This window comes from Kineococcus aridisoli, from assembly GCF_050871885.1.
Lineage (GTDB): Bacteria > Actinomycetota > Actinomycetes > Actinomycetales > Kineococcaceae > Kineococcus.
The window spans coordinates 84,800-96,187 of record NZ_JBJLSF010000005.1; the positions used below are offsets into that span (position 1 = coordinate 84,800).

The 11,388-nt window shown below is 77.7% G+C and carries 14 protein-coding genes; 11 read left to right on the top strand and 3 right to left on the bottom strand.

Annotated elements, in window-relative coordinates; genetic code table 11:
• Positions 1 to 68: 68 nt before the first annotated feature.
• Complete coding sequence (locus ACRYM2_RS02920; protein ID WP_432519734.1) at positions 69 to 1,250, bottom strand: trans-sulfuration enzyme family protein; 1,182 nt, start codon at positions 1,248 to 1,250, stop codon at positions 69 to 71.
• Positions 1,251 to 1,288: 38 nt separating this feature from the next.
• Here ACRYM2_RS02920 and ACRYM2_RS02925 point away from each other — a divergent pair, with 38 nt between their 5' ends.
• A complete protein-coding gene (locus ACRYM2_RS02925) occupies positions 1,289 to 2,482 on the top strand; it encodes a D-alanine--D-alanine ligase family protein (RefSeq protein WP_432519736.1) in 1,194 nt (397 codons plus the stop codon).
• A gap of 15 nt (positions 2,483 to 2,497) precedes the next feature.
• Here the strand turns inward: ACRYM2_RS02925 and ACRYM2_RS02930 are convergent, their stop codons facing one another.
• Positions 2,498 to 3,028, bottom strand: coding sequence for a DUF3515 family protein (locus tag ACRYM2_RS02930; RefSeq protein WP_432519738.1), 531 nt, complete (start codon positions 3,026 to 3,028; stop codon positions 2,498 to 2,500).
• 86 nt (positions 3,029 to 3,114) lie between these two features.
• Here ACRYM2_RS02930 and ACRYM2_RS02935 point away from each other — a divergent pair, with 86 nt between their 5' ends.
• Positions 3,115 to 4,101 (top strand): thiamine-phosphate kinase, encoded by a 987-nt coding sequence (locus ACRYM2_RS02935; protein ID WP_432519739.1) that lies wholly within the window; start codon positions 3,115 to 3,117, stop codon positions 4,099 to 4,101.
• A gap of 87 nt (positions 4,102 to 4,188) precedes the next feature.
• Here the strand turns inward: ACRYM2_RS02935 and rpmB are convergent, their stop codons facing one another.
• Complete coding sequence (gene rpmB, locus ACRYM2_RS02940) at positions 4,189 to 4,374, bottom strand: 50S ribosomal protein L28 (RefSeq protein ID WP_432519740.1); 186 nt, start codon at positions 4,372 to 4,374, stop codon at positions 4,189 to 4,191.
• A 162-nt stretch (positions 4,375 to 4,536) separates the two neighbouring features.
• Here rpmB and ACRYM2_RS02945 point away from each other — a divergent pair, with 162 nt between their 5' ends.
• From ACRYM2_RS02945 to mutM, 9 genes are all read left to right on the top strand, one after another.
• Positions 4,537 to 5,286, top strand: coding sequence for an ABC transporter ATP-binding protein (locus tag ACRYM2_RS02945; RefSeq protein WP_432519741.1), 750 nt, complete (start codon positions 4,537 to 4,539; stop codon positions 5,284 to 5,286).
• Positions 5,283 to 6,929: a DUF6297 family protein gene (locus tag ACRYM2_RS02950; protein ID WP_432519742.1), complete on the top strand. Its 1,647-nt coding sequence runs from the start codon at positions 5,283 to 5,285 to the stop codon at positions 6,927 to 6,929. The genes ACRYM2_RS02945 and ACRYM2_RS02950 overlap by 4 nt, the downstream gene beginning before the upstream one ends.
• Before the next feature lie 79 nt (positions 6,930 to 7,008).
• Entirely contained in the window at positions 7,009 to 7,566 is a 558-nt protein-coding gene (gene rsmD, locus ACRYM2_RS02955; RefSeq protein ID WP_432519743.1) for a 16S rRNA (guanine(966)-N(2))-methyltransferase RsmD, read from the top strand.
• Between the two features lie 10 nt (positions 7,567 to 7,576).
• Positions 7,577 to 8,095, top strand: a complete 519-nt coding sequence (coaD, locus tag ACRYM2_RS02960; RefSeq protein ID WP_432519744.1) for a pantetheine-phosphate adenylyltransferase — start codon at positions 7,577 to 7,579, stop codon at positions 8,093 to 8,095.
• 32 nt (positions 8,096 to 8,127) lie between these two features.
• Positions 8,128 to 8,655, top strand: a complete 528-nt coding sequence (locus tag ACRYM2_RS02965) for a F0F1 ATP synthase subunit B family protein (protein WP_432519746.1) — start codon at positions 8,128 to 8,130, stop codon at positions 8,653 to 8,655.
• A gap of 220 nt (positions 8,656 to 8,875) precedes the next feature.
• Positions 8,876 to 9,463, top strand: a complete 588-nt coding sequence (locus tag ACRYM2_RS02970; protein ID WP_432519747.1) for a YceD family protein — start codon at positions 8,876 to 8,878, stop codon at positions 9,461 to 9,463.
• A 2-nt stretch (positions 9,464 to 9,465) separates the two neighbouring features.
• Positions 9,466 to 9,669, top strand: a complete 204-nt coding sequence (gene rpmF, locus ACRYM2_RS02975; protein ID WP_166614926.1) for a 50S ribosomal protein L32 — start codon at positions 9,466 to 9,468, stop codon at positions 9,667 to 9,669.
• A gap of 1 nt (position 9,670) precedes the next feature.
• Positions 9,671 to 10,417 carry a ribonuclease III gene (gene rnc, locus ACRYM2_RS02980; RefSeq protein ID WP_432519757.1) on the top strand — a complete coding sequence of 249 codons (747 nt, stop codon included), beginning with the start codon at positions 9,671 to 9,673 and terminating at the stop codon, positions 10,415 to 10,417.
• 6 nt (positions 10,418 to 10,423) lie between these two features.
• On the top strand, positions 10,424 to 11,350 hold the full coding sequence (gene mutM / locus ACRYM2_RS02985) for a bifunctional DNA-formamidopyrimidine glycosylase/DNA-(apurinic or apyrimidinic site) lyase (protein ID WP_432519749.1): 927 nt from the start codon (positions 10,424 to 10,426) through the stop codon (positions 11,348 to 11,350).
• Positions 11,351 to 11,388: the final 38 nt, after the last annotated feature.

Consider the following 11,388-nt stretch of genomic DNA (forward strand, 5'->3'; position numbering starts at 1 on the left):
TTCCGTGCACCCGGGGACCCCGGGCGTGTCGCGCGAGGACCAGCGTGACACGCCCCGCGGCCGTCCGCTCAGGGACGCGCCGCGTCCAGCGCCTGGCGCAGGTCGGTCCACAGGTCCTCGACGTCCTCCACGCCCACCGACAGGCGCAGCAGCTCCTCCGGCACGACCACCGGCTCGTTGGCGTGCCGGCGCCGGCGCTCCACCAGCGACTCCACCCCGCCCAGGCTCGTGGCCGGCACCCACAGCCGGACCGCGTCCACGACGGCCTCCGCGGCCGCCCTGCCGCCGGCCACCTCGATGGACACCAGCGCCCCGTAGCCGCTCATCTGCGCGCTCGCCAGGGCGTGGCCCGGGTCGTCGGGCAGCGAGGGGTGGCGCACCCGCGCCACCGCCGGGTGCTCGCGCAGGCGCCGGGCCAGCACCGCCGCGCTGGCCTGCGAGCGCTCCAGGCGCAGCGGCAGCGTGCGGATGCCGCGCAGCGCCAGGAACGCCTCCAGCGGACCGGGGATCGCGCCGTGGAAGGTGCGGTGCGCGTGCAGCGCGGCCAGCAGCTGCTCGTCGCGCGCCACCACCGCGCCCAGGACGACGTCGGAGTGCCCGGAGAGGAACTTCGTCACCGAGTGCACGACGACGTCGGCGCCCAGCTCCAGCGGGCGCTGCAGCAGCGGGGTGGCGAAGGTGTTGTCGACGACCACCAGCGCGCCGTGCTCGTGGCCGGCCGCCGTCAGCGCGGCGATGTCCGCGACCTCCAGCAGCGGGTTCGTCGGCGACTCCAGCCACAGCAGCGCGCGCCCGCCCCCCAGGCCAGCCAGCGCGCCGCGCACGGCGGCCACGTCGGTGATGTCGACGTGCTGCACCCGCAGCCGTCCCTGCGCCGCCAGCTGCGCGGTGAGGGAGTGCGTGCCGTTGTAGGCCCCGTGCGGGACGAGGACCGTCGCGTCGGCCGGCACCAGGTGCAGCGCGGCGGACACCGCCGCCATCCCCGAGGCGAACGACAGCGACCGGCCGCCCTCCAGCTCGCCGACCGTGCGCTCCAGCGCCTCCCACGTCGGGTTGGCGAAGCGGCCGTAGCCGAGGGCGGCCGCGCCCAGCGAGCCGCCGCCCACGAAGGTCGCCGACAGTGAGACGGGGGTGTTGAGCTCGCTGTCGAGGGCGCGGGCCGGACGGCCGGCGACCACGGCGAGGGTCGCGGGGGACAGCTGCTGCGGCGCGCTGGGCGCCGACACGTTCTCAGGCACGTTCTCGGGCACGACGGCACCCAACCACACCGCCGGTAGGGTCGGCGCCGATGACCACCTCCGGCAGCCCCAGCACCCCCAGCGCCCCCGTCGCCGGCGCGCCCGAGAACGCGGCCGGCAAGCCCCGCGTGGCCGTCGTCTTCGGCGGCCGCTCCTCCGAGCACGCCATCAGCTGCGTGACGGCCGCGGGCGTGCTGGCCGCCATCGACCGCACGCGCTACGACGTCGTGCCCGTCGGCATCACCACCGCCGGTCGCTGGGTCCTCGTCGACGACGACCCCGCGCGCTTCGAGCTCGCCGACGGCAAGCTGCCCGAGGTCCCCGCCGCCGGGCCGCGCGTCGCGCTGGCCCAGGAGGTCGGTGCCCGCGCCCTGCAGCTGCTGGACGGCCCCGCCGACGGCGCGCCCTCCGGGCTGGCCGCGCTGCAGCGCGTCGACGTCGTCCTGCCGCTGCTGCACGGGCCGTTCGGCGAGGACGGCACGCTGCAGGGGCTGCTGGAGCTGTCCGACACCCGCTACGTCGGCTCCGGGGTGCTGGCCTCGGCGGCGAGCATGGACAAGCAGGTGATGAAGGTCCTGCTGGCCGGCGCGGGGCTGCGGGTGGGGCCCTGGACGTGGTTCCACGCCCGGCGCTGGGCCGCCGACCCCGCCGGCTGCCGCGCCGACGTCGAGGCGCTGGGCTACCCGGTCTTCGTCAAGCCCGCCCGCGCCGGATCCAGCATCGGCATCACCAAGGTCGCCGGGTCCGAGGGCCTGGCCGCCGCGGTGGAGGAGGCCCTCGCCCACGACCCCAAGGTCGTCGTCGAGGCCACCCTCACCGGCCGCGAGATCGAGTGCGGCGTGCTGGAGGACCTCGCGGGCGGCGAGCCGCTGACGAGCCTGCCCGGCGAGGTCGAGGTCGTCGGCGGGCACGACTTCTACGACTTCGAGGCCAAGTACCTCGACGCGGCCAACGTGCGCCTGACGTGCCCGGCCGACCTGCCCGCCGACGTCGTGGCCGCCGTGCGGCGCACCGCGGTCGCCGTCTTCGAGGCGATGGGCGCCGAGGGCCTGGCCCGCGTGGACCTCTTCGTCGACCCCGAGCGCGGCGAGGAGGGGGTCGTCGTCAACGAGATCAACACGATGCCCGGCTTCACCCCGTTCTCGATGTACCCGCGCATGTGGGCGCAGACCGGGGTCGACTACCCCGAGCTCGTCGACCGGCTGCTGCAGCTGGCGCTGCGGCGCCCCACCGGCCTGCGCTGAACCCCGGCGCGCACCTCACAGGCAGGTGCGCGTCTGCGGGACCGCGTCCACGGCCGGTGCCAGGTCGACCAGCTGGGCGGTCGCCTGGTCGCTGGTCAGGTCGGCGGCGAAGCGCACCGTCACCTCCACGGCCGGGTCGCGCCCGTAGGTGAGGAAGCGCACGGCCCGCTCGCCGCGCGCGTCCTCGACCCAGTCCACGCTGGGCCCCTCGGCCGGCCCGACGGGGATGCACGGCTTCGTCGTCGGGCCCAGCACGGTCGACCCGCAGCGCAGCACGACCCGCTCCTCGCCCCAGACGGCCACCCCGGCCGCCCCCTGCGGGCTGCGGGCGGCGCCGCCCAGCTGCTCGGGCAGCGCCCGCAGCAGCCGCGCGCACGCCGGGTCCCCGCCGCGCGGGGCCGCCTCGACCCCGCGCGAGCCCGCCAGGTAGACCCAGGCGGCGACCACGACGACGAGCGCCACCACCAGGCCCACGAGCAGCCGCTGGCGCGCCGGGACCGGCCGCCCGGGCTGCTCGGGACCGCGGGGGGACGGCTGCTCGGACACCGCCCGTAGTCTGCCCGACGGCGGGGCGGCGCTCGATCACCAGCAGGGGTGGGGGCGCCACCGCGGGAGCGCGGGGGGAGCGGCGGGTGCAGCAGGAGCGGGACGTGCGGGCCGGGCGGGTCGAGCGGGTCGCCGACCTCGACGAGGCGGGGCTGCTGGAGCGGCTGCTGCCGGGCCTGCCGACGCGGGCGCTGCTGGGGCCCGGCGACGACGCCGCGCTCGTGGCCGCCCCCGACGGGCGCGTGGTGGCCACGACCGACGTGCTCGTCGAGCGGCGCGACTTCCGCCGGGACTGGTCCTCGGGGGCCGACGTGGGCTGGAAGGCCGTGGCGCAGAACGTCGCCGACGTCGCCGCCATGGGCGCGAGCAGCACCGGTCTGCTGGTCTCGCTGGGGCTGCCGGGCGAGCTGGAGCTGAGCTGGGTGGAGTCCTTCGCGGAGGGCCTGGGCGCGGCCTGCCGCGCGTTCGGCACCGTCGTCGTCGGCGGGGACCTGTCCTCGGCCGACGAGGTCGTCGTCGCCGTGACCGCGCTCGGCGACCTCGCCGGGCGGGCTGCGCTGCTGCGCTCGGGAGCCGGGCCCGGGGACGTGGTCGCGGTCGCGGGGACGCTGGGCCGCTCGGCGGCGGGGCTGCTGCTGCTGCAGGAGGGCGCCCGCGAGGACGTCGACGGCCTGCTCGCGGCGCACCGGCGGCCGGTGCCGCCCGTCGCGGCCGGCCCAGCGGCGGCGCGGGCCGGGGCGAGCGCGCTCATGGACGTCAGCGACGGGCTGCTGCGCGACGCCGGCCGCCTGGCCGCGGCCAGCGGGGTGGTCCTGGCGCTGCGCACGGAGGGCACGGCCCTGGGCCGCTGGAGCGGGGAGCTGACCTCGGCGGTGGGCGCGCGGGCGCTGACCTGCGTGCTCACCGGCGGCGAGGACCACGCCCTGCTCGGCTGCTTCCCGGCCGCGGCGGCGCTGCCGGAGGGGTTCGAGGTGGTGGGACGGGTGCTGGCGGGGGAGCCGGCCGTCCTCGTCGACGGCGCTCCCGCCGCGGTGCGCGGCACCGGCTGGGACCACTTCGCGCCCGGGAGCTGAGGCCCGGCACCCCCGGCGCCGGGCCCGGACGCACTGCGGGGCCGGTCCCGAGGAGGGACCGGCCCCGCAGGAGGCGCGTGCGCTGGGTCAGCGCGTGACCTTGCCCGCCTTCAGGCAGGAGGTGCACACGTTCAGCCGCTTCGGGGAACCGTTGACGGTGGCCCGGATCCGCTGGATGTTCGGGAGCCACATGCGGTTGGTCCGCCGGTGCGAGTGCGAGACGCTCTTGCCGAAGCCAGGGCCCTTGGCGCAGATGTCGCAGGTGGCAGCCACGGGGAACTCCTGAAGTCGAACGGAAGGGGAACGGCGACCCGTGCGGGACGCCGGCGGGTGTCCGGGACCCGGACACCGCCGACAACGATAGCCGACCGCGGGCCGTGCGGGCGAACCGGCCGAGCCCCGGCGGGGTGGGAGCCGGGCGGTAGCCTGCCGGGCGTGGACGAGCCGGACGCACCGCGGCGCGGCGGGCTCCGGCCCGCGGCGCCGCGGCGCGAGGTCGTCCTCGCCCTGGAGCAGCTGCTGGTGGGCTACGGCGAACCCGTGTGCGCCCCCGTCGACGTCGACGTCGCCGCCGGGGAGGCGCTGTGCCTGGTCGGGGCCAACGGCGCCGGCAAGTCGACCGTGCTGCGCGCCGTCGCCGGTCTGCTGGACCCCCTCGGCGGCCGGGTGCGCCTGCGCGGGGCGCCCGTCGACGAGCGCTCGGCGCGCTTCCGGCGCGAGGTCGCCTGCGTCTTCGACGAGGACGCCTGGTTCGCGGAGCTGTCGGTGGCCGAGCACCTCGAGCTCGTCGCCCGCGGGCACGGGGTGCGCGACGTCGTCGGCGCCGTCGACGCGGAGCTGGCGGCGCAGCGCCTCACCGACGCCGCCGACCAGCTGCCCGTGTCGCTGTCCAGCGGGCAGAAGCGCCGGCTGCTGCTGGCCGCCGCGCTCGTGCGACCGCGCGCGGTGCTGCTGCTCGACGAGCCCGAGCAGCGCCTGGACCCGCCCGGGCGCGAGGCGCTGGCCGAGCGCCTGGTGGCCGAGCGCGACGCCGGGACGGCCCTCGTGCTGGCCACCCACGACGTCGTCCTGCTGCGCAGGGTCGCCACCCGCGCCGTCGTCGTCGACGACCGCCCCGACGGCCGGCCGTGCCGCGTGGTCGACGCCGAGGAGGCCGCCCGCGTCGTCAGCGACCCCGTCCGGTGAGCGCGTCGCCGGGTGAGCGGGCCGGTGCGCTGGTCGGCCCGCCGGCCGGGCGGCCGCTGCCGACGCGGCGCGAGCTGGTGCGCGAGGCCGCGCCCTCGCGGGCGGCGCGCGGGCTGCGCGCCACCCTCGTCGACGCCTACACCACGGTGCTCCAGGTCGGCATCGCCTTCCTGCTGCTGCTGGGCGGCAGCTCCTCCCTGCGCCAGGCGCTGCGGGCGGGGCTGTCCTCGGGCGGCGACGGGCCCGGCTGGAGCCCGCAGACGTCGGCCGTCCTCACCGCGGTCGGCGTCTCCTGCAGCGTCATCGCCTTCGGGCTCGCGGCGTGGTGCCGGCTGGGCCCGGTGAGCCTGCCCACCGCGCAGACGACCTGGTGGACCCCGCTGCCGGTGGCGCGCGCCGACCTGCTGCGCCCCGTGCTGCGCACCCGTGCGCTGGGCAGCGCGCTGGCGGGCGGCGTCCTCACCGCCTGGACCTCGTCGGTGGCCCTCGGCGTGGGCGGGGAGCTCACCGGGGCGGGCGCGGCCGCCGGGGTCGGCGGCGGCTTCGCGGTCGGCGCGGGTGCGGCGGCCGCGGGCTACCTGCTCGTCGTGCGCCCGGCCGTGCGCGCGGGGGTGGACGCGCTGCTGCGCGCCGGGCGGCTGCTGGACGGCCTGGGCACCGCCCTGCTCGTCGCGCTGACCGCCTCGGCCGCCGCGCGGATCGCCGTGGACGCCGTCGACCCGGCCGCGCTCGCGGCGCCGGCCGCGCTCGTCGCCGCGCTGGCCCTGGTCGTCGTCGCCGTCGCCGGCCGCCGCTCCTGGCGCGACGTCGGCCGGGTGCCCTCGCCGTCGCTGCGGCGCGGCGCCGCGCGGCTGGAGCGGCTCACCTCCTCGCTGCTGCAGCTGGACGTGCGCGAGATGGGCCGGGCGCTGGCCGCGGACTCCGACGGCCGGGTGGCCCGGCGGGCGCGGCTGGCCGCGGTGCGCGGGCCGGTCGGCGCCGTGCTGGCCGCCGACGTGCTGCTGCTGCGCCGCCAGCCCCGCCGCCTGGCCACCGCTGGCGTCCTCGTCCTCGTGCCGCTGCTCGTGGCGGCGGGCACGTCCGCGCACCGCGCGGTCGCGGCCCTGCTGCTGTGGGCGGCCGGGTACGCGGCCGCCACGACGCTGTCCGAACCGGCGCGCGGCCTGGTGCTCTCGCCCGCCGCGGCGCGCACGCTGCCGCTGTCGGCGACCGCTCTGGCGCTCGTGCGCTGGGTGCCCGTGGCGGTGCCGATGGCGCTGTGGGGCGCGCTGGCGGTGCCGCTGGCCGCCTCGACCTCGGGCCTGGTGCACGGCGGCGGGCAGGCGGCGTGGTGGTCGTGGGCGCTGCTCGGGCTGCTGGCGGGTCCGGGGTGGGCGGCGGCGGCGCTGCGCGGTGCCGTGCGGCCGGACCCGGACCTGGCCCGGCCGGTCGTCGCGACCGCCATGGGCGCGCTGCCGCCGGGCGCGGCGGCCGCGACGACCACGGGCCCCGACCTGGCGGTCCTGGTCACCGTGCCGGTGCTGGTGGCGCTGCTGGCCCGCGGCGCCTGGGACTGGCTGCTGGCCGGGCAGGCCCTGGCGAGCGCGGCCGCCGTCGCGATCGCCTGGGCCTACGCCGCCCACCGCGCGAGGAGGACGGCGTGAGCGGCGGGGCGGTGCGGGTGCGCGGGGCGGTGCGGGTGCGCGGGGCGGTGCACGGGGTGGACGACGCGAGGAGGAGCGGATGACGCGCATCGTGGCCGGTGCGGCCGGTGGCCGGCGGCTGAAGGTGCCGCCGGGGGAGACCACGCGCCCCACCAGCGAGCGGGTGCGCGAGGCGCTGTTCTCCGCGCTGGACGCGGCGGGCGCCGTCTCCGGCGGCCGGGTCCTGGACCTGTACGCCGGGTCCGGCGCGCTGGGGCTGGAGGCGGCCAGCCGCGGCGCGGTGCAGGTGGTGCTCGTCGAGGCGGCCCGGGCCGCGGCCGCGACGGCGCGGGCGAACGCCACCGCCCTCGGCCTGGGCGGGGTCCGCGTCGTGCACGAGAGGGCCGAGCGCTTCCTCGCCTCGCCGGGGGCCGTGCTCGACGGCGGCTGGGACCTGGTGCTGCTGGACCCGCCGTACGCCGTCGGCGAGGACGAGCTGGCCGGGGTGCTGGCGGCCGCGGTGCCGCTGCTGGCCGAGGGGGCCACCGTGGTCGTCGAGCGCTCCAGCCGCTCGCCCGAACCGCGCTGGCCGCAGCCGCTGGGCGAGGTCCGCCGGCGCCGCTACGGCGAGACGAGCGTGTGGACGGCCCGCTGTTAGCGTGCCGGGCGTGCCGACCCGCTGCGTCTGCCCCGGCAGCTTCGACCCCGTGACCCTCGGCCACCTGGACGTGCTGCTGCGCGCCGCCGCGGTCTTCGACGTGGTGCACGCGGGGATCGCGGTCAACCCCGCCAAGCGCGGCCTGTTCGAGCCCGCCGAGCGGGCGCGGCTGCTGCGCGAGGCGCTGGCCGCCACCGGCGACGCGCGCGCCGGGCGCGTGGTGGTGGAGGTCTTCGGCGACGGCCTGCTCGTGGACCACTGCCGGCGCCTGGGCGCCGCGGTCGTCGTCAAGGGCCTGCGCGGGGGCACCGACTACGCCTACGAGCTGCCGATGGCGCTCATGAACCGCCACCTGGCGGGGGTGGAGACGGTCTTCCTCGTCGGCGACCCGCGCTTCGAGCACGTCTCCTCCAGCCTGGTCAAGGAGGTCGCCCGCCACGGCGGGGACGTCTCCGACCTCGTGCCCGCGGCGGTGCGCGACGCCCTGGTGCGGCGGCTGGGGGAGAATGCCGCGGGTCCTGCGGACTGAACCGCGGACCGGATCAACGGGAGGCAGTGGCTGTGGAGGTGCACGAGAAGCTCGGCGAGCTGGCCGCGCTCGTGTCGGGGGCGCGCGGGGTGCCGTTGTCCTCGTCGGTGCTGGTCGACCGCGAGGAGTTGCTGCGCCTGGTGGCCGAGGTCCGCCGCCTGCTGCCCGCGGAGGTCCAGCAGGCCGGGGACGTGCTCGCCCAGCGCGACGAGGTCCTCTCGGCGGCGCGCGCGGAGGCCGAGGAGCTCGTCGCCCGGGCGCGGGCCGAGGCCGAGGAGCTCGTGGACGCGCAGGCGGTCACGCGCGCCTCCCGCGAGCGCGCCGAGCACATCGTCGCGACGGCCCGCGAGGAGGCCAAGCGGTTGCGGGTCGACGCCGACGCCTGGTGCGACGGCAAGCTCGGCGACTTCGAGGAGGAGCTGGAGCGGCTGCAGCAGCAGGCCCGCCGCGGGCGCGACCGTCTCAAGCTGCGCGGCCCGGAGACCGACGCGCCGGCCGAGCCGGAGACCGGCGGGGCGCAGGAGCCGCCCGCGCCGAGCGGTGCCACGGTGGCGCGCTGAGGCGGCGCGCTGAGGCGGCGCGCTGAGGCGGCGCGCTGAGGCGGCGCGCTGAGGCGGCGCGCCGGGCGGCGCCGTCGCCCGCCGGGTCGCCGATTGGGTCGTCGGGCGTTGCTCGGTTACGCTTGGGGACGGCCTCGGCGCGTGTGGTGCGAACCACGAGCGGCGGGGCCGTGTGGTGTCGATCGACCGCGGTCGCGGTCAACGCTGTGAGGAGCAGGACGTGAGCAGGGTGCACGAGGGGCAGCTGGACCCCCACGCGCCGCTGGTGCTGTCCACGCACGAGCTGGGCCGCCGGCCCGGCACGATGCGCACGCTGCAGCGGACGGTCCCCGCCCCCGCGGACCTGGGCATCGCCGTCATCGGCGTGCCCGAGGGCAGCGAGCTCCACCTCGACCTGCGCATGGAGGCCGTCATGGAGGGCGTCCTCGTCTCGGGCACCGTCCGCGGCACCGCGGTGGGCGAGTGCGTGCGCTGCCTGACCGAGGTCACGCAGGACATCGAGGTCGACCTGCAGGAGCTGTTCGCCTACCCCGGCAAGACGCCGGCGGAGGTGGCGGACGACGAGGACGAGATCCGTGAGGTCGCCCCCGGCGAGCTCGTCGACCTCGAACCCGCGGTCCGCGACGCGGTCGTGCTGGAGCTGCCGTTCCAGCCGGAGTGCGACGGCCCCTGCCAGCAGGACTACGAGATCGGGGTCTCCGAGCAGACCCCGGTCGCCGAAGAACCGGCGGACCCGCGCTGGGCCGCCTTGCAAGGTCTGCTCGAGCAGACCGACGAGTCCCCGTCCGGAACGAGAGAGAAGAGCTGATCGTGGCCGTCCCGAAGCGGAAGATGTCCCGCAGCAACACGCGGTCGCGCCGCAGCCAGTGGAAGACGTACGAGGAGACCCTGACGCGCACCAGCGTCGGTGGCCGGGTCGCCTACGCCCGTCCGCACACGGCCCGCGTCGTCACCGACTCCGCCGGCACCCCGCTGTACCTGGAGTACAAGGGCCGCAAGGTCAAGGACCTCTGAGCTGACCGCTCAGGGGACCGCCGGAACGCCGGGCGACGTCGACGACGTCGCCCGGCTGTCCGCTGCCCTCGGTGTCGACATCGAGGCCGACCTGCTCGAGCTGGCGCTGACGCACCGCTCCTACGCCTACGAGCACGGCGGCCTGCCCACGAACGAGCGGCTGGAGTTCCTCGGGGACTCGGTGCTCGGGCTCGTGGTGACCCACCAGCTCTACACCCGCTTCCCGGACGTCTCCGAGGGGCGGCTGGCGAAGCTGCGAGCCGCCGTGGTGAACTCCCGCGCCCTCGCCGACATCGCCCGCGGGCTGGACCTGGGGGCGCACGTGCGCCTGGGCAAGGGCGAGCTGTCGACCGGCGGCAGGGACAAGAACTCCATCCTCGCCGACACGATGGAGGCGGTCATCGGTGCCGCCTTCCTGTCGGTGGGCGTGGACGCCGCGCGCGACTTCGTGCTGCGCCTGACCGCGCCGCTCATGGAGTCCTCCGAGCGCCTGGGCGCGGGCACGGACTGGAAGACGGCGCTGCAGGAGCTGACGGCCGCCGAAGGCCTCGGGGTGCCGTCCTACGCGATCACCGACTCCGGTCCCGACCACGCCAAGAGCTTCGCCGCCGAGGCCGTCGTGGGCGGCACGCCGCTCGGGCACGGCGAGGGGCGCAGCAAGAAGGAAGCCGAGCAGAAGGCGGCCGCGGCGGCCGTCGAGGCGCTGCGGGCCGCCACGGCCGCCAGCGCCGTGCGCTCCGCGCACTGACGTCCCGTGCCGGAGCTTCCCGAGGTCGAGGTCGTCCGCCGGGGCGTGGCGCGCTGGGTGGTGGGCCGCACGGTGCGCGAGGTGGAGTTCCTGCACCCGCGCGTGACCCGCCGCCACCTCGCCGGACCGCAGGACGCCGTCGCGCGCACCCGCGGGCTCGTCGTGGCCGACGCGGTCCGGCGCGGCAAGTACCTGTGGCTGCCGCTGGCCACGGCGGACGGGGACTCCGACGAGGCGGTCCTCGTGCACCTGGGGATGAGCGGTCAGCTGCTCGTCGAGCGGGCGGACGCGCCGGCCGAGAAGCACCTGCGCGCGCTGTGGCGCTTCACCGACGGCGGCGAGGACCTGCGCTTCGTGGACCAGCGCACCTTCGGCGGCATCGCCGTCGTGCCGCTGGTGGCCACCCCCGACGGCGGGCCGGGTGGGCTGGGGGAGTCCCCCGACGCCGCCTGGTCGCACCGGCTGCCCGTGCCCGTCGCGCATATCGCCCGCGACCCCCTGGACCCGGCCTTCGACGACGCCGCGTTCGCGCGGCGGCTGCGCGAGCGGGCCACCGGCCTCAAGCGGGCGCTGCTGGACCAGTCGTTGGTGTCCGGGGTGGGCAACATCTACGCCGACGAGGCGCTGTGGCGGGCCCGGCTGCACTACGCGCGGCCCACCCGCAGCACCACCAGGGCCCAGGCGGACGCGCTGCTGGCCGGGTTGCGCGAGGTGATGACCGCGGCGCTGGCGGCGGGCGGGACGAGCTTCGACTCCCTGTACGTCAACGTCAACGGTGCCAGCGGGTACTTCGACCGCTCGCTGGCCGTCTACGGGCAGACCGGGCGCCCGTGCCCGCGCTGCGGGACGCCCGTGCGCCGCGACGCCTTCATGAACCGCTCCTCGTTCTCCTGCCCGGTCTGCCAGCCGGTGCCGCGCTCGGCGCACTGGTGAGCGCGAGCGCCCCCGCGACGAGGACGTCGCGGGCCCCG

Bases quoted from the DNA above. Each gene is read 5' to 3' on its own strand.
- ACRYM2_RS02925 (WP_432519736.1), top strand. From the start codon at position 1,289: ATGACCACCTCCGGCAGCCCCAGCACCCCCAGCGCCCCCGTCGCCGGC.
- rsmD (WP_432519743.1), top strand. From the start codon at position 7,009: ATGACGCGCATCGTGGCCGGTGCGGCCGGTGGCCGGCGGCTGAAGGTG.